The organism is Lentilactobacillus kefiri (assembly GCF_007989105.1).
GTDB lineage: Bacteria > Bacillota > Bacilli > Lactobacillales > Lactobacillaceae > Lentilactobacillus > Lentilactobacillus kefiri.
Window position 1 is genome coordinate 1 of the sequence record NZ_BJVK01000040.1, and the last position, 17,163, is coordinate 17,163.

Sequence of the window (17,163 nt, forward strand, 5' to 3'; positions counted from 1 at the left end):
TATAGAAAAACAATGGCCCCCAATAAGCTTATAAAAGTTTATTGGGGACCATTTAGTATACTCATTGTAGTTTCTTTAATTGATCATAAAAACTTTCATGAGATCCAACTAAAATAATCACTATCACTTTTCCATTGATGATCGAATATGCTATTCGATACATGCTTTTTTGATAGGTGATATTCCATGTGTATATGCCCGCAAGATCGCCATGTTTTACCGTCCCATGTTCAGGATTGCTGGGGATATCTTGAAAGATTGCTTCCACAATTAATTGTTTAAATCGTTTATCTTTAATCTTCTTGATGTATCTCTTCACTCGGTTAGGAAGCTCAATCTCATAGCCCAATTTCTTTTTCAAAGGCCTCTCGGGTTGTCGGAACTGAGGAGTCTTTTGCTTCTTTTACCATTTGTTTCCAGGCACCATTCAACGCCTTATTACGCTTTGTAAACTCCTTTGGTACTTGTTCCTCAGGAATCTTATCTTTTACAATATCGTTCAAGATGTCTTCATCAAAATTAAAGAAGTCGTCATCCTCTTTAACAAACTCGTAGAAGATACCATCGGGCGTTAACTTTGGCTTCACTGTGACGCCGGGGCCAATGTTAAACTTACTGGGCACCGTCAACATAATTGAGTTTCCTTGTTTTCTAGTCTGAGTTTCCATTTAAGTCACCCCATTTGTTCTTATTAGTAATTACATTATATCTGGACTTTTTGATAATTTCAATCAATATATCTGTAAGCTAATCCTTTGACCTTTCCTGCCCATTCGTGGAATAATATGGCGTCATAAGTAATGCGAACAGTTTTCGGGGGTGAGCATATGAAGCAGGCACAAAGCCAAGAAAACGATGATGTTCAAGCTGGCGTGACGATGATGGGGATGTTCAAATTTGTGTTTGGAACGGTTCTTAAACGACCGTGGATTCTGATCGTCAACGTTGTTGTTCTGACCATTCTATCGTTGATGGATTTCTTATTGCCACAATTCAACCAGTATATTATTGACCACGTTATTCCAAATAAAAGTACCGCGCAGCTAGCCGTTGTCGTTGGCCTGCTGCTTTTGACCGTCACAATTTCTGGGATTTTCACCTATGTTTCAACCTATTACATGGGCGTGATGAGTCAGGGGGCCATTACAAATCTCAGAAATCAGCTTTATCAGTATCTGATTAGACTGGATACGCATTTCTTTGAATCCAGTAAAACCGGGGATTTGATGGTCCGATTGACTTCGGATATTAATAATCTGCAGAACCTGATTTCGCCGAACATGCTGTCATTGATTGGGAGTATCTTCACGTTTGTTGGCGTTCTGGGATTTGTGTTCTTTGTTAATTGGGAAATGGCTTTGGCTGTCAGTCTGACATTTCCGTTGATTTTCTTAGCTGTCCGAATTTTTAGAACCCGGATTCGTGAATCGTATCGAAAAGCCAGACAGTCACAGGCACTGATGACCAATCAGCTGCAAAACACCCTGACTCAAATTCAGTTGATCAAGAGTTACACAACTGAGGATTTGGAATCACAACGCTTCGATAAATTAGCAACCATGAATAAGGATAATATCATTGAAGCCACCAAGAATCAGGCAATTTTCTCGCCGCTGGTAACTTTCATTGAATACCTTGGCACGGCAATTGTCCTGTTTTTGGGAACCCTGTTTGTTTTCAAAAACCAGCTGACGGTTGGACAACTAGTTGCCTACCTGAGTTATGTAGGAATTCTTCAAAGCCCGATTAGTGCTTTTTCCAGACTGCTAAATCAGTTTCAGCAATCCTTGGTTTCATACGGCCGGATTGTCAGCATCATGGGCTTGAAGCCGGCAATCGTGGATGATAAGGATGCAGTTGAATTTCCACAGATTAAGTCTGGAGTCAAATTTGACCACGTGACATTCTCGTATACGTCGGATGAACCGCAGTCACCACATAAGTCGGCCATCAGGGATGTGTCATTTGACATTCCATTTGGCAAGCAAACCGCCCTGGTTGGCCATTCAGGTGCCGGTAAATCAACAATTACCGATTTACTGGACCGTTTGTATGATGTTAACAGCGGTCAGATTTACTTTGACGGCATTCCAATTAAACACATCAGATTAAAATCGCTCAGACAAAACATTGCGATTGTTTCTCAAGACATTTTCATCATTGACGGCACGATTGCCGACAATATTCGTTATGGGACACCCGGTGCCACGGACGAACAGCTGTGGCAGGTTGCCAAACTGGCGGATATCGATGATTTCATTAAGGGATTACCCAACCAGATGAAGACCCAGGTTGGCGAACGGGGAATCCGTTTATCTGGCGGGCAAAAGCAACGGATTGCGATTGCCCGAGCCCTGCTGAAGGACGCCCAGATTGTGGTTCTTGATGAAGCCACTGCTTCTTTGGATAATGAATCAGAAAAGACCATTCAACACGCATTGGAAAACCTGATGGAGCAACGGACATCATTGGTCATTGCCCACAGATTGTCGACCATTCATAATGCCGATCAAATCCTGGTAGTGGATGATGGCAAGATTGTGGAACGGGGAACTCACAATGAATTGATGAATGAAAATGGGTATTACAAGCAGCTTTATGAGGCCCAATTTGAATAGAGCAGATTAGTTGAGCAGTCATGAATTTGATATTCGTGACTGCTTTTTTTGGCCTTTTAGTTTACACTGAACATAAATACTAAAAAATGGGTGACGAAAAATGAAGACAATTTACGATTATCAAGAAACCGAAATGAGCGGCAAAACGCTTGATTTAAGTGAGTTCAAGAATAAAGTTGTGATCATTGTCAACACGGCCAGCAAGTGTGGCTTGGCACCTCAACTGGAAGGCTTGGAACAGCTATACAAGAAGTATAAAAATGAGGGACTGGTTGTTCTCGGACTGCCTTCAAACCAGTTCCATCAAGAGCTTGCCAGTGATCAGGAAGCTGACGAGTACTGCCGGCTGCATTATGGGGTAACATTTCCCATGACAAAGCGAGTCGTTGTCAATGGCAACGGTGAAGATCCTTTGTTTACCCACCTTAAGAACGAATCCGGCCACGGCAAAATTAAATGGAATTACACCAAATTTTTGATTGGTAAGGATGGTCAGTTGATTCATCGTTTTGCGCCAATTACTAAACCCGAAGCAATGGAAGAAGCCGTCTACACCGCGCTTAATACAAAAATCATCTTATAAGAAGGCAACAAGTTGAATTCGACCTATTTCAAAGCAACAATTCGCGAAATAACTTACTCTTGGGGTAAGTTTATTTCGATTGTCCTCATAATCCTGCTGGGATCACTACTCTATGTTGGGATCCGGGCAACCGGACCTGATTTGGATAATTCTGCCGACCGGTACTTTGCCCAACAGAATTTGGGGGATCTAAATGTCACTTCGACACTGGGACTCACAAATAAAGATTTAAGTCTGATCAGGAATGATAAAAATGTTAAGACTGCCGAACCTAACCATATGGTGACGGTTAAGAAGTCTCAAAATCAGGTTGTTCAGGTCTACTCTTACTCAAAAACAGCCAAACTGAATCGGTTAAAATTGGTTTCTGGTCGGCTGCCGGTCAATGAAAACCAAATTGTGTTGGATGATAAAGCCAAATCTGACGGCTATAAATTAGGTCAAACTTACACGTTGCCTAAAATGGACGGCTTGAAATCCAAGTCGTTTAAAATTGTCGGCTTTGTTAATTCACCATTATTTGTCAGCTCCACTGATCGGGGAACCACCAACGTTGGCAGCGGTGAAGTGGATTACTTTGCCTATGCGCCAAGCCGGGCATTTGATCAGAAAGCTTTCGCAATGATTGCTGTCCGTTTCAATAACACCAGTGGCTTGACGGCTGGCACCAGCAAGTATAATAAGCGCGTCAATTGCGATCAGGATCGACTTGAAAGCAAACTTGATGCCCGACCGGAGCAAAGGCGTGCCGAGTTGATTGAACCAGAACTGGCAAAGGTTAATCAGCGTTTAACCCAACTCCAAAGACAGGCCAAGCAGCTTAAAGCCGTCCCGGCCCAATATCAAAGTACAACGACAAAAGCAGCTGCCAAAAAGATTTTGGCCGGCATTTCAAAATTACAAGCTGCCAAGAAGGCTTTACAAAAGACTCCCCAGGCAACCTATCTTTATAATGACCGGACCGCTAATGTGGGCTATCAGGACTACTTTGACGAATCCAAGAGTATTGCGGCTATCGCGGTGATCTTTCCGGGATTCTTCCTCTTCATCGCTGTTTTGATTACATTCACGACCATTTCCAGGATGATTGAAAAGAACCGGCGAGAAATCGGTTTGATGCGAGCCCTCGGTTATACCAAGGGCTTCATTTCAATGAAGTATGTCATTTATTCGGTTCTGGCCGGGATTCTTGGCTCCATTGCAGGAGGCGTGTTCGGCACGATTACTTTGCCGAAGTTCATCTTTGGGATGCTCAGCAACAATAATTTGACCCAGTACCATGGGGTCATTCCCTGGGCATTTATCGTTGAAGCCCTCGTTGCCGGTCTGGTTGCAACTCTTGGAAGTGCCGCTGTTGTTTTGATGATCAATCTCCGTGAAAAACCGACGGAACTAATGCGTGAGCGGGCTCCTAAAGCCGGCAAACGGATTTTGTTGGAGCGAATCAAGCCGCTTTGGCGTCGAATGAATTTCAACCAGAAAGTTAGCTATCGAAACCTCTTTCGATACAAGACCCGGATGATTATGACGATTGTCGGCATTGCCGGCTGTACGGGATTGATGCTGGCTGGATTTGGGATTCGAGATTCCGTTAACGATTTGATTCCGGATCAGTTCAATCAGGTACAGCATTATCAGGGGATTGTGACACTGGCCGATTCGAATAAACAAATTCATGATAAAAATATTCAATCTCAAAAATCGGCAATGGTTCAATCCGTCACCGTTGCCCCGACAAAGGGCATTAAACGTAATGCAACGGTCACAATGATTGCGCCTCAATCGACTGCGCATTTTGAAAAGTATGTTTCACTAGCCAACCCAAAAACCGGCAAAGCCGAGAAGTTTACGAATACCGGCGTCATTCTTACCGAAAAGCTGGCAACTGATATGAATGCCAAAAAGGGCACCGTGTTGTCCGCAAAGCTTGGCAACAAGCTGCTAAAAGTTCGAGTTGCCGGGATCACCAAGAATTATGCCGGTCACTATATGTATTTGACGCCAAAGTATTTTAACAAAGTTTCATCGACCAAATATTCACCAAACTCACGGCTGCTCAAGCTTAAAAGCGAGACCACTCAAAGCCGTCATCATACCAGTCGGAACGTGCTGAAACAATCCGGCGTTTTGAATGTTACTTATCCAAGATATGCCAACAGTACACTTGGCACGGTTGGCTTGAGTTCAGTTGTTTTGATCTTTATTGCCTTATCGGCAGCCCTCGGGTTGGTGGTTCTTTACAACCTGACCAACGTCAATATTTCCGAGCGAATGCGCGAACTATCAACTATTAAAGTTCTCGGATTTTACGACAACGAGGTGACGGCATATGTTGCCAGAGAAAATGTGGTTTTAACCTTGGCCGGCATTTTCTTTGGCTGGTTCATCGGTTTGATTCTCCACCATTTCATCATGATTAAGGCTCAAACCGGTGCCATCCTATTTCCGCTAACGGTGCATTATCCCGGCTATATTTGGTCGGCTGTTTTGACGGCCTGTTTTAGCTTGGTAGTCGGCGTGATTACCCACTATAAATTGAAAAATATTGATATGTTGGATTCATTATCTTCTCGGGAATAAATGTAGAATCTAAATATGAAAACACAAAAACGTCGGGTAATCACCCGGCGTTTTATTATTATAACAATTTGTCTATAAATAACATTTACATTTGTTACGCAAAAGGCTAATATTGAATGTATTCGGAACTTTACGAAATCTTAACAAATGTTCATTTCTGAGGGGGAATTGCATGAGGTCCATCAAGAGGGTTATTTGTTTTGCCCTATTTTTAGTGTTGTTTTTGGCGCTCCAATCGCCAATCAACGCAAATGCCAAATTTCATATTTATCATCAACGTTCATCAGCATTACATAAAGGTCGGTTACGAAACCTGAATAATTCGAAGGTTCATTACGTGAAAGTGCCTAAAAAATATTATCACGTTACCCATACCGGCATTGAGCACGAAATTGCTTCAGAACGAGGCAAAAAAGTCACATTTAGAACTCGGTATATCTTACCGTTGCCAGGTAAAGATGGCCAACGATGGGGAAATCCGCAGTCAATTGCCATGAATGGCAAAAGTTATATGTACATTGTTTATTGCCCAACCAATATTCGCAATAAGGGTCGCATTGTCAGGTTTAACATCAAGAAGTTGGATGCAATGGGTATTCAACTTCATCCAAAAGAATTGCGCGATGCCTATCATAAGCATCATGGCAAATACTCAAAGATCCAAAAGAAGATTCATAAGTACATTAAAGTCGGCCCAATCTTTACAACCGGACACGGCCAATCACTTGCATATAACTGGAAAAATCACGGTCTGTATATGTGGCGCGATAAGGAAAAGGCACCACGAGTTCCTGTCAGCAACTGGGGTTATATCCAACACATCAAGGCTTCCAGCTTAAGACCGGATCATGCGATTCGTTTCCGGCTACACAGTCATGGCGTGTCGGTTCCCGGTGGCCATGATTTGACCTTTGATAAGTATGGCAATGCCTACTTCTGGTCATTCCCCGGTTGGGGTGCGTATATCTTCAAAGGTAAGATTCATCACCGATCCGTTCATTTCCGTTTAACCCACCAAGTCTTGAAACACTTGCCTGGAACCCGCATTCAAAGCATGGGATATAATCCCGTCCGCAAGCGGTTGTTGATGCTGTCAGATGCTTCGATTGCCAGTTTTTCGTCCAAACGATTAAAAGGTCATGGGCATCTGACCAACCACAACTTTGAATGGACACAGTTTGGTCCCAAACGCGAATTTGAAGGGATTGCCTATGATGGCTCTTCACGTGGTAATTTACTGGTCAACCACTGTCCCGAAGTTTTACAAGCAAATCGATCATATTAATAAATAAAGTGTAGATTTTTCAAGTTCAAGATGTACAATAATGTTATCAAAGTATATCAAATTAATGGAATATCTGGAGGGGTATTATGAAGTTTGGTAAGTTATCTGTGGGAATTGCTACGGCAATTTTGTTGAGTACGTCATTTGCTGGAACTGTTGATGCTGCTACGATTGTGCAGCACAGCAATGCCATTAGCCAGTATTCAGGCTCGAGTTTACGGATCCTGAACAACAGCAAGGTTCACTTTGTCAAAGCCGGTAATTATGGTTGGTCCAAGAATCCATCCGGCCGTGAAACTATCAAGAGTGTTCACGGTACTAAATGGACTTTGAAGACCAAGTATCTTCTGCCAGCTACGCATGAGGCACTGGGTAAATCCAGTCGGGATGTGACTAATCCTCAAGCAGCTGCATTTGCCGGTAAGTATCTGTTTGTCCTTTATGCACCACATCAATTCCATGGTAAAGGATTTATTGTTCGTTATAACAGAAGTACCTTGAATCATATGAGCTTAAGCAAAGCTCAAAACTCACTAGGCAAAAAGACTGCCGGCATGAAGGTTGGACCAATGTTCAACGTCGGTCACGGTCAATCATTGGCATACAACAAGAAGCACCACTCAATCTGGATGTGGCGTGACCGTGCCGATATGAAGCCAACTGCCTGGTCAACAATTCAACGAATCAGCATGTCTTCATTAAAGCCCAACAGAGCCATCAAGTTCCATATGAATAACCGTGGTGCAATGGTCCCTGCCGGCCACGACTTAACCTTTGATAACTCCGGTAATGCATATTGGTGGGGAATTTCCGGCGGCCACGTTAAGATTTATAAAGGTAAATTGGGCAGTCGTTCAATCCACGTTCGTTTGGCTAAGCAAATGCTGAGAAAACAAACTGGTACTCATCAACAAGCTATGGGCTACAACCCACACAACGGCCGACTTTACCTGGTTTCCGATGATTCAATTCAAACCCTTCCAGCCAGAAAGTTGAATGGCCGCGGCCACTTGCGTCCAAGCGATATCAAATATATGCGCTTTAATTCACACCGTGAATTTGAGAGTATGATTTTTGATTCAACCGGTCACGCAATGTTATTGTCCAACCGAAATCCTGAACTTTTGAGATCAACAACTCGATATTAAAATCATAAAGAACCGCGAAATTGCCGTCTCTGGCCGTTTTGCGGTTCTTTTAAACTTTATTGTTGACATCGTGTCACCAAGGCTTTATACTCGATTTATAGATTAATGACACGGTGTCATATAAGGAGAATGATCATGGTATCGAAAACATTTACCAATTTAAGCGTTGAAAAACAAACCAAGATTCGTCAGGCACTACTGAAAGAATTCTCAGCTGAACCTTTGGCAACTGCTCAAGTGGCGCCCATTGTAAAGACTGCTGGAATTGCCCGAGGCGCCTTTTATAAATATTTTGACGACTTAACCGATGCATATAAATACCTTTACGGCGTTGCGATGAGAGACATTCATAGTGAGATTAACAATGAAACTGGCGGCGTGTTTCAACCACAATTTTATTTGGATCAGGTGACGGGTTTTGTAAAGGGGGCCCGTGACAGTCAGTACTTTGGCTTAATTAAGATGCACCTGATGAAAAATGAATCGCTAATTTCTCAAGGAAGTGTGGATCCCAACACGGTTACAGCGCCTGAGTGGGCCACGATGATTTTAAGCCATGAGGCAATCAAACAGATTATTATCAATCCGGATTCACAATCAGTCATCATGAAGAAGCTTTCAGATGCACTGGATTTGTTGTCAGGGAAGGGGAACGCATAATGTATTTAGCTTTAAAAGAAATTCGACACGAAAAATTACGATATGGATTAATCATTTCGATGGTGGTCTTGATCGCCTACTTAATCTTTATCTTGACCAGTTTGGCATTCGGCCTTGCCGGTGAAAATACCCAGGCAATTAATTCATGGGATGCCAAAAGTATTGTTTTGAACAAGGATTCAAATATCAGTTTGACGCAGTCGACGATTACCAACGATCAGGCCAAAGATGCCAAATTATCATCCAAGGAGGCCGTGATTGGGTCAACACCGGTTGTTGCCAAGCACAAGGGCAAAGAGAAGATTTCGGCTTCATTTATTGGTGCTCGTAAATCCCAATTTATCATTAAAGATTTGAAGCTGACTTCAGGTCACAAAGCGCGTAATAACCATCAAATCGTGGTTGATGAAAAGTTCAAGACTGACGGCTACAAACTGGGTGACAAGGTGACTTTGAATTCGTTCAAGGACAAATACCAAATTGTCGGCTTTACCAAGAATGCTAAATTAAACGTTGCCCCAGTCGCATACGGAACCATGGCTACCTGGAAATACTTACGGGGAATTCCCAATGCGCCGGTTTCCGGAAGTGCCATTGTTTCTAAAAATGCCAAGTACAATGCCCATGATTCCCATTTGAAGACGTATTCGATGAATAAGTTTATTTCAAAGCTTCCCGGATATTCTGCTGAAAATACAACCTTTGGCTTTATGATTGGCTTTTTGATGATTATTTCGTTGGTCATTATCGCCGTGTTCCTGTACATTTTGACCATGCAGGCATTGCCAACGTATGCCGTATTAAGAGCTCAGGGAATTCCTGCCAGGGCACTTGTTTCAACAATTACTAGTCAGTCACTGATTTTAATGGCATCCGGCGTCGTGATCGGTGCACTTCTGGCGGCATTAACCGGATCGCTTTTGCCAGTGGGAGTCCCAATGGCGTTTAATATTCCGGTGCTCACTTGGATTTCAATTGGGTTGATGATCATGGGAGTCATTGGAGCGGCAATTCCTGCCCAAAAGATTGCGACCGTTGATCCTGTCAGTGTAATTGGAGGTTAATCATGTCAGTTATTGAATTAAAAAATATTAATAAGTATTTCGGAAGTGGCATTAGCAAAGTGCATGTTTTGAAAGATGTGAACTTTGCCGCGGATCGTGGGCAGCTTATTCTGGTCGTTGGCCCATCCGGTTCAGGGAAAAGTACCTTCTTAACCATTGCCGGCGGCTTACAGACACCAACTTCGGGTTCTGTCGAAGTGGAAGGCCAGCCAGTGGAAAAACTGACTAAAGGTCAGCGTGATAAATTACGATTGAACCGAGTCGGCTTTGTCCTTCAGTCGTATAACCTGGTGCCATATTTGAAGGTTAAAGAACAATTTGCATTTGTCGATAAGGTTAAGCGTGAAGGAAACTTGAGTAAGCAGGATTTGGATAATTTGCTGAAGCAGCTGGGAATCTCCCAACTTGTTGACAAGTTTCCCGGCGAGCTTTCCGGCGGTCAAACTCAACGAGTCGCAATTGCCAGAGCGTTATATGCCGATCCGGATATTGTGTTGGTGGACGAACCAACCGCTGCTTTGGATAGCGAAAAAGTGGCTGAGGTTGGCAAATTGTTTAAGGATCTCGCGGAAAGCAGAAATAAGGCGGTTGTGGTTGTAACCCATGATTTGCGGTTGCTGGATTTTGCGGACAAGACCTATGAGATCTTGGACGGTAAGATTAGTTTGAAGGATAAGGAACATGTGTTGGACCGTTAATATTGGACACAAATACAGGGATCAAGGATCTTGGTCAAATTAATTATCATTGACTCTCAATCTTACTTCATGGCATAATATAGATGTGCAATGAAGACAAATAATCAAAAAAGGGAACCCATGCGCGGGTTCCCTTTTTACATATTTTGGTTGCATTGCTAGCGATTGTTCAGCCAGTTGCTGAACAGTGCTACCACTATTCCTGCTAAAATTGCAACTACCATCTGTGTCAACAATGAAGACAAATAACCACCACCTCTCCTAGTTTCAAACAAACAGGTCAGCCCTTTAATGATACCGGAGATATATTCGCTTGTATAATGACTTTTTAGTAGGAGAACAATGAGTTGTAGTATTCCAAACGAGCTATGGTGTGTAACGTAGACCAATATCAAATATAAAAAAGTGAGCCTAATCAAGGTTCACTTTTTATATTTTCACTATGCTGATAAGCACTAAAAACTTCTCATCAATGATTATTGTTAGCAAGTGTCACAACGCTGGTGCTCGTAAGCTTACTATCATTGGTGACTTTTACCTGCCATGTTTGAATTCGTTGGCCAATCTGTAAAGGAACGGCATTGGCAATCAGCGTTCCACTGGAGACTGGATGTAAATGTTGAGTTGAAATATTAATTCCGACCGCATGATTATTGGCATCCAAATTTTCGTTCGCCCCAATTGAAGCGGCCGTCTCGGCAAGCACTGAGTTGATTCCTCCATGAACCAAGCCATACGGCTGCTTAATAAGATCGGTTACTGCTAGTGATATAATGACGTTAGTTTTGCTGCCAGAGACGGTTTGAATCCCCAGTAAATCGAGTAAGTTATTCAAATTTTCAACACTCCAATTTTGAAAGGATAGAGACATATGACTTCAGTTGATTGGCAACCCGTTAAAGAATACAAAGAAATTGTTTTTGAAAGAGCAGACAAAATTGCAAAAATCACTATGAATCGACCTAAAAAGATGAATGCTTTCACTCCCGTTACCATTCAAGAGATGATTGACGCATTCAATATCTGTCGTGATGATAGCACAATTGGCGTTATTATTCTAACCGGCGCCGGTGATAAGGCCTTTTCATCCGGCGGTGATCAAGGCGTTCGTGGAAATGGCGGCTATGTCGGACCTGACCATATTGCCCGCTTAAATGTGTTGGACTTGCAACATTTAATCAGAATTATTCCAAAGCCTGTCATTGCAATGGTTAAAGGTTGGTCAGTGGGCGGTGGCAATATTTTACAACTGGTTTGTGATTTAACAATTGCTGCCGATAATGCCCAATTTGGACAGACCGGGCCTAAAGTTGGTAGTTTTGACGCTGGATATGGCTCTGGTTATCTTGCACGAGTGATTGGCCACAAGCGGGCAAAAGAAGTTTGGTTCCTGAATCATTTCTATTCTGCTGAAGAAGCATTTCAGATGAATTGGATTAATAAAGTGGTTCCTTTAGCTGAGGTTGAATCGGCTACTCTTGATTGGTGTAATGAGATTCTCCAAAAATCACCAACTGCTTTACGATTTATTAAGGCGGCCATGAATGCTGATACAGATGGCTTGGCAGGGCTGCAACAGCTTGGTGGGGATGCAACCATGTTGTTTTATACCACTGATGAAGGTAAAGAAGGTCGGGATGCATTCAATGAAAAACGTAAGCCTGACTTTAATCAGTTTCCCAAATTTCCATAAAGAGGTTGAAACAGTTGGATAATTGGATTTTAAAACAAGCGTATTTAGTACCAAACAGAATTGCTGTGGATGATGGCAAAACTCAATTGACCTTTGCAAAACTGAAACAAGAGGTTATCAAGTTATCAGGACAATTAAAGACAGCAGATGTTTTAGAAGGTCAGCGAGTTGCCATTATGACCAGTAATTCGTTATCAGGATATCTGTTGGCATTGGCTATTCTGGGATCTAACCGGTCAATTGTCTGGATTAATTGGCGATTAAGTGACGAGGAAATTACACGTCAGTTAAAGGATAGCAATCCGAGTATGTGTCTGGTCGAAGATAAACTGTGGCGAGACAGCTTTCAGAAGGGGTTCATGAAATTCAGTTCCTTAATGAGAGTTCCGGCTGCAAATTATCAATTGGTAAGTGAATTTCATGACGAAGATGTTGCTAGTATTATGTATACTTCTGGAACGACAGGGCGACCGAAAGGTGTGATGCAGACCTTTGGAAACCATTTTGCTTCGGCAGTTTCTTCATCCTTGAATTTGGGATTGAGTGCTGAGGATGAATGGCTATGTGCGGTACCAATTTTTCATATCAGTGGATTTTCAATTATGATGCGAGGATTAATTTATGGAATGACGATCAGATTAGTCTCACACTTCCAGCCGGAAAATATCGATCAAATTTTGACAACAGAGCCGATATCCACCGTTTCTGTCGTTCCATACATGCTAAAAAAGTTGCTGACTTTGCGTGCTCAACACGATGTACCATATAACTCGAATTTTAGATGTATGCTTCTTGGTGGTGGTCCAATTGATCACCAAACGCTAAAGCTCTGCCAAAAGTATCGAATTCCAGTTGTTCAATCATATGGGATGACTGAAACATGTTCGCAAATTGTTGCTTTAAATTACGAAGATGCAGAGCGGAGAATTGGGTCCGTGGGTAAACCATTATTCTTAACACAGCTGAAGTTGGGTGAAAATCAGGAAATTCTGATCAAGACACCGGCGCTGACAAAAGGTTATTTGAATCGCTCGAATGCTTTGGAAAGCAAGAAAACGTCAGACGGTTGGTATAAGACCGGCGACATTGGCCATCTTGATAATGACGGCTTTCTGTATGTCGATGGTCGTATCGACGATATGATTATTTTCGCGGTGAGAATATTTTCCCAGATGAAATCGAGTCGGTCTATCTTGCAAGAAAAGAAGTTGATGAAATAGCCGTTGTTGGTGTGGATGATCCGGAATGGGGTCAGTCCCCGGTGGCGTTTGTTGTCAGTAAACATCCGATTTCTAAACAGAATTTAATTGATTATGGCCGTCAAAAGCTTGCACATTATAAAGTTCCACGTCAGTTTATTCAGATTTCTAAAATGCCTATGAATGCTGGCGGCAAGATCCAACGATTTAAACTCAAAAAGCTTTTGAAACAGTAATATTAATCCCTCTATTGGAAAACTTCCAATAGAGGGATTTTTTAGATTAACCTCGGTTTATTCTGGTATTGATAATTCTGCAGTTCATGTATACTTAGGCTACTAGCTAACCAAAATACCATTCATGATGAATGACTCGATGTAGGAGGAAAATTCAATGCGTACTTTACACTCAACACCAAAAGCCGATGGATACAGAATGCCAGCTGAGTTTGCCCGCCATCAGGGTGTCTATATGCTCTGGCCGGAGCGTCCGGACAATTGGCGCAATGGCGCAAAGCCGGCTCAGCATACCTTCGCTAATGTCGCAAAGGCAATTTCACAATTTGAACACGTTACCGTTGGCGTTTCTGATGAACAATATATCAACGCACGCCATATGTTGCCGGATGATGTTGAGGTTATTGAAATTTCCAGTAACGATTCATGGATTCGGGATTCTGGGCCAACTTTTGTTGTGAATGATGACGGTCAACTTCGTGGCGTTGATTGGACATTTAATGCATGGGGCGGCTTGGTCGACGGGCTATACTTTCCGTGGGATAAAGATGATCGCGTTGCCCAAAAAGTCATCGAGTTGGAGCGTACCGATCGTTATCGGTTGGATGACTTCGTGCTGGAAGGCGGCGCCATTCATGTTGATGGCGAGGGGACATTGATCACAACTGAGGAGTGTCTGCTGTCCAAGGGCCGCAATCCGCAATTATCAAAAGGACAGATTGAAGATGTCTTGAAGAAATATCTAAACGTCGAAAAGGTTATTTGGCTTAAACGGGGAATCTATTTGGACGAAACCAATGGTCACGTTGACAACATTGCTAACTTTGTAAAACCCGGGGTAGTTGTCTTGGCATGGACTGATGATAAAGATGACCCACAATATGAAATATCGAAAGAAAATGATGACATCTTACGTCATTCCACCGATGCCCGCGGGCGGAAAATTCAAGTTGAAAAGCTGTATGTTCCCAAGCCAGTGACAATTACCAAAGAAGAAAGTGAAGGCGTTGATGCAGTTGATGGCACTTTGCCTCGTCAGGAAGGCGATCGGCTGGCAGCCAGCTACGTCAATTACTACACCGCAAACGGCGGCATTGTTTTTCCAACCTTTGGTGATCCAAACGATGCCAGAGCTGAGAAGACGCTGCAAAGACTTTACCCTGACCGAAAGATTGTCGGTGTCTTCGCTCGAGAAATTATTCTTGGCGGTGGAAACATCCATTGCATCACCCAGCAGGTTCCGGCAAGCAAATAAATTCATGGGATACGAAAAATCAAACAAGTCAAAATAAAAAGCCCAGGCAACTGATTAACATCAATTGCTTAGGCTTATTTTTATGCTCTAGTTCTTTTTTTCTTCAAACAAAACTCGCTTACGCAGCTTTGGTGAATACTTCATTAACTTTAAGCGATCTGGGTTGTTCCGACGGTTCTTAGAAGTTAAGTATTCTTCGCCGGTTTCCTTATTGTGCATAATAACGTGAATTCTCATTATTTTCCCTCCTAGTTCAAAAAATGGTACACTTTACCTTTCTAAATATATAGCAATCTGTAAATTTGTCAAATCGAAATTACTGAGCTGGGACCAAATCGGCTTCTTTTTTGTCGCCACCACGAGCTCTCAAAGCCCATAAAATAGTGACGGTATCGACGACTTCTTGGAGCATTGCACCAAAGATTGCCGGAATAATTCCGAAGCTGGCAATCAGCATCAGAATTGTACAAATTGCAATTCCGATCAGAACAGATTCTTTTGCAACCCGCATGGTATCATCTGAAATTTGAACGGCTTTGCTGACCAAGCCAAGATCATCTTTTAAGACAACCGCGTCTGCAGATTCACTGGCAGCTGTCGCTCCGTGAGCCCCCATTGCAATTCCGACATCAGCGGTTGCAAGAGATGGCGCATCATTTACACCATCACCAACCATGACAACAGGGCGGTGCTTCTTTTCAACTTCCTTGAGAACTTCAATTTTTTCTTCTGGTAATCTTTCGGCATAAACTTTATCAATTCCGACACGATCGGCAATTTCCGATGCAATCGGTAATTGGTCGCCTGAAATCATCATGATCTGAGTGACGCCTTGTTCATGCAGGCTGTCCATAACTGATTTAGCTTCTGGCCGTACCTGATCAGAGAATGCCACATAGCCAACATATTTGTCGTTGACAGAAACATAAACGGTGGTTTGATCGATTGTCTTAATTGGGTCGGGTGACACAAACGCCGCCTTCCCAACTTTGACTGTCTGGCCATTGATGGTTGCCTGGACTCCTTCAGCTGTCGTTTCAACCACGTTGGTTGCGGTTGGAATTCTGTCGGGAATTGGTGAAACCAACGAACGGGCCAGAATGTGACTTGATTGTTGCTCAGCACCTGCAGCCAATGATAAAACCTGTTCTCTTGTATAGCCTTCAGCTGCGTAAATCTTGCTGACAGTTAAATGGCCTTTGGTAATGGTTCCGGTTTTATCAAACGCAAAAGTTTTAGCATTTGATAACTTTTCAATAATTGTTCCGCTTTTAACGATAATACCGTTTCGGCTGGCTCGGCTCATCCCTGATACCAGTGCAATCGGTGCTGCTAAAATGAGTGGGCAGGGTGATGCGACAACCAGTACTTCGGCAAATCGGACCGGATCTCCGGCAAGGTACCATGCAATCCCGGCAATCACATACGCCATTAAAGTAAATGGAACGGCGTATTTATCAGCCATTCGAACAAAGTGGGCCGGCGTACTTTCAGCCTGCTTAACTAAGCGAATGATATTTTGGTACTGGGATTCATTGGCCGTCTTGTCAGCAATCATATCAAATGAAGAATCACCGTTAATCGATCCGGACATGACTGTCCCACCGGTTACTTTATCAATGGGCCGGGATTCACCAGTCAGTGAAGATTCGTCAACGGTTGTGGTTCCTTCGGTGATGGTTCCATCAACTGGGATAACTTCACCAGGCTTAACGACAACCCGGTCGCCGACTTTGACCTGGTCAATCTTAACATCTATAATTGAATCATCTTTTAACAGATGGGCAGATTGTGGTGAGTTTTCAAGCAGTGACTGCAATTCAGAGTTGGCTTTATTAGCCGCATAATCTTCAAGTGCATCACCACCGGTTAACATCAATAGGACAATCAACGCTGCCCAATATTCACCAACTGCGATCGTTGCAATTACCGCGGTAATTGCCAACAGGTCGACCCCAAATTTTCCTGATTTGAGCGTTTTGACCATGTCAATGAACATCAGCAGGGCAATTAATGATCCGACTGATGAGATGATAATCTGAGAATAAAGTGGTAGTCCAAAGACGAATTGTAGTATTAGGGCAATTGTGGCAACCGCTAAGACGCCAATCAATCTCATGTTATTGGTAAGTTTGTTCATATGG

Annotated in this window: 16 protein-coding genes and 1 pseudogene; 11 read left to right on the forward strand and 6 right to left on the reverse strand. The window is 42.8% G+C overall.

The window, feature by feature from the left end; genetic code table 11:
- Positions 1-61: 61 nt before the first annotated feature.
- A complete protein-coding gene (locus tag LKE01_RS10140) occupies positions 62-361 on the reverse strand; it encodes a type II toxin-antitoxin system RelE/ParE family toxin (RefSeq protein ID WP_056981800.1) in 300 nt (99 codons plus the stop codon).
- The gene (locus tag LKE01_RS10145) at positions 339-668 is read right to left on the reverse strand and encodes a hypothetical protein (protein WP_054769676.1); all 330 of its coding nucleotides are present in this window, start codon (positions 666-668) and stop codon (positions 339-341) included. Before LKE01_RS10145 ends, LKE01_RS10140 begins: the two co-directional genes overlap by 23 nt.
- A 159-nt stretch (positions 669-827) precedes the next feature.
- Between LKE01_RS10145 and LKE01_RS10150 the strand changes: the two genes are divergently transcribed.
- The 8 genes from LKE01_RS10150 to LKE01_RS10185 all read left to right on the forward strand — a co-directional run bounded on the left by LKE01_RS10150 (position 828) and on the right by LKE01_RS10185 (position 10,636).
- A complete protein-coding gene (locus LKE01_RS10150) occupies positions 828-2,618 on the forward strand; it encodes an ABC transporter ATP-binding protein (protein WP_054769677.1) in 1,791 nt (596 codons plus the stop codon).
- 100 nt (positions 2,619-2,718) lie between these two features.
- Positions 2,719-3,201 carry a glutathione peroxidase gene (locus tag LKE01_RS10155; protein WP_056981802.1) on the forward strand — a complete coding sequence of 161 codons (483 nt, stop codon included), beginning with the start codon at positions 2,719-2,721 and terminating at the stop codon, positions 3,199-3,201.
- 12 nt (positions 3,202-3,213) lie between these two features.
- A complete protein-coding gene (locus LKE01_RS10160) occupies positions 3,214-5,781 on the forward strand; it encodes an FtsX-like permease family protein (protein ID WP_056981805.1) in 2,568 nt (855 codons plus the stop codon).
- Positions 5,782-5,953: 172 nt separating this feature from the next.
- Complete coding sequence (locus LKE01_RS10165) at positions 5,954-7,066, forward strand: hypothetical protein (RefSeq protein ID WP_054769678.1); 1,113 nt, start codon at positions 5,954-5,956, stop codon at positions 7,064-7,066.
- A gap of 86 nt (positions 7,067-7,152) precedes the next feature.
- A complete protein-coding gene (locus LKE01_RS10170; protein ID WP_054769679.1) occupies positions 7,153-8,214 on the forward strand; it encodes a hypothetical protein in 1,062 nt (353 codons plus the stop codon).
- Positions 8,215-8,349: 135 nt separating this feature from the next.
- The gene (locus tag LKE01_RS10175; RefSeq protein ID WP_056981806.1) at positions 8,350-8,874 is read left to right on the forward strand and encodes a TetR/AcrR family transcriptional regulator; all 525 of its coding nucleotides are present in this window, start codon (positions 8,350-8,352) and stop codon (positions 8,872-8,874) included.
- The gene (locus LKE01_RS10180) at positions 8,874-9,938 is read left to right on the forward strand and encodes an ABC transporter permease (protein ID WP_056981808.1); all 1,065 of its coding nucleotides are present in this window, start codon (positions 8,874-8,876) and stop codon (positions 9,936-9,938) included. Before LKE01_RS10175 ends, LKE01_RS10180 begins: the two co-directional genes overlap by 1 nt.
- A 2-nt stretch (positions 9,939-9,940) precedes the next feature.
- Positions 9,941-10,636: an ABC transporter ATP-binding protein gene (locus LKE01_RS10185; RefSeq protein ID WP_054769680.1), complete on the forward strand. Its 696-nt coding sequence runs from the start codon at positions 9,941-9,943 to the stop codon at positions 10,634-10,636.
- 158 nt (positions 10,637-10,794) lie between these two features.
- Here the strand turns inward: LKE01_RS10185 and LKE01_RS12400 are convergent, their stop codons facing one another.
- Positions 10,795-11,055 (reverse strand): type I toxin-antitoxin system Fst family toxin, encoded by a 261-nt coding sequence (locus tag LKE01_RS12400; protein ID WP_353057997.1) that lies wholly within the window; start codon positions 11,053-11,055, stop codon positions 10,795-10,797.
- Positions 11,056-11,105: 50 nt separating this feature from the next.
- Entirely contained in the window at positions 11,106-11,471 is a 366-nt protein-coding gene (locus LKE01_RS10195) for a PaaI family thioesterase (protein WP_082619723.1), read from the reverse strand.
- A gap of 36 nt (positions 11,472-11,507) precedes the next feature.
- Here LKE01_RS10195 and menB point away from each other — a divergent pair, with 36 nt between their 5' ends.
- The 3 genes and pseudogenes from menB to aguA all read left to right on the forward strand — a co-directional run bounded on the left by menB (position 11,508) and on the right by aguA (position 15,019).
- Entirely contained in the window at positions 11,508-12,329 is an 822-nt protein-coding gene (menB, locus tag LKE01_RS10200) for a 1,4-dihydroxy-2-naphthoyl-CoA synthase (RefSeq protein ID WP_056981810.1), read from the forward strand.
- Positions 12,330-12,343: 14 nt separating this feature from the next.
- Positions 12,344-13,764, forward strand: a pseudogene (locus LKE01_RS10205) (o-succinylbenzoate--CoA ligase).
- Between the two features lie 157 nt (positions 13,765-13,921).
- Positions 13,922-15,019, forward strand: coding sequence for an agmatine deiminase (gene aguA, locus LKE01_RS10210; RefSeq protein ID WP_056981811.1), 1,098 nt, complete (start codon positions 13,922-13,924; stop codon positions 15,017-15,019).
- Between the two features lie 87 nt (positions 15,020-15,106).
- Here the strand turns inward: aguA and rpmG are convergent, their stop codons facing one another.
- Together rpmG and LKE01_RS10220 are read right to left on the reverse strand one after the other, a co-directional pair.
- Positions 15,107-15,256, reverse strand: coding sequence for a 50S ribosomal protein L33 (gene rpmG, locus LKE01_RS10215; RefSeq protein ID WP_054769682.1), 150 nt, complete (start codon positions 15,254-15,256; stop codon positions 15,107-15,109).
- A 79-nt stretch (positions 15,257-15,335) separates the two neighbouring features.
- Positions 15,336-17,159, reverse strand: coding sequence for a heavy metal translocating P-type ATPase (locus tag LKE01_RS10220; protein WP_056981813.1), 1,824 nt, complete (start codon positions 17,157-17,159; stop codon positions 15,336-15,338).
- Between the last annotated feature and the right edge of the window lie 4 nt (positions 17,160-17,163).

Excerpts from the sequence above, each read along its gene's own strand:
- LKE01_RS10155 (WP_056981802.1), top strand. The coding sequence starts at position 2,719 with ATGAAGACAATTTACGATTATCAAGAAACCGAAATGAGCGGCAAAACG.
- LKE01_RS10180 (WP_056981808.1), top strand. The coding sequence starts at position 8,874 with ATGTATTTAGCTTTAAAAGAAATTCGACACGAAAAATTACGATATGGA.
- LKE01_RS10175 (WP_056981806.1), top strand. The coding sequence starts at position 8,350 with ATGGTATCGAAAACATTTACCAATTTAAGCGTTGAAAAACAAACCAAG.
- aguA (WP_056981811.1), top strand. The coding sequence starts at position 13,922 with ATGCGTACTTTACACTCAACACCAAAAGCCGATGGATACAGAATGCCA.
- menB (WP_056981810.1), top strand. The coding sequence starts at position 11,508 with ATGACTTCAGTTGATTGGCAACCCGTTAAAGAATACAAAGAAATTGTT.
- rpmG (WP_054769682.1), bottom strand. The coding sequence starts at position 15,256 with ATGAGAATTCACGTTATTATGCACAATAAGGAAACCGGCGAAGAATAC.
- LKE01_RS10165 (WP_054769678.1), top strand. The coding sequence starts at position 5,954 with ATGAGGTCCATCAAGAGGGTTATTTGTTTTGCCCTATTTTTAGTGTTG.
- LKE01_RS10185 (WP_054769680.1), top strand. The coding sequence starts at position 9,941 with ATGTCAGTTATTGAATTAAAAAATATTAATAAGTATTTCGGAAGTGGC.
- LKE01_RS10145 (WP_054769676.1), bottom strand. The coding sequence starts at position 668 with ATGGAAACTCAGACTAGAAAACAAGGAAACTCAATTATGTTGACGGTG.
- LKE01_RS10220 (WP_056981813.1), bottom strand. The coding sequence starts at position 17,159 with ATGAACAAACTTACCAATAACATGAGATTGATTGGCGTCTTAGCGGTT.
- LKE01_RS10170 (WP_054769679.1), top strand. The coding sequence starts at position 7,153 with ATGAAGTTTGGTAAGTTATCTGTGGGAATTGCTACGGCAATTTTGTTG.
- LKE01_RS10150 (WP_054769677.1), top strand. The coding sequence starts at position 828 with ATGAAGCAGGCACAAAGCCAAGAAAACGATGATGTTCAAGCTGGCGTG.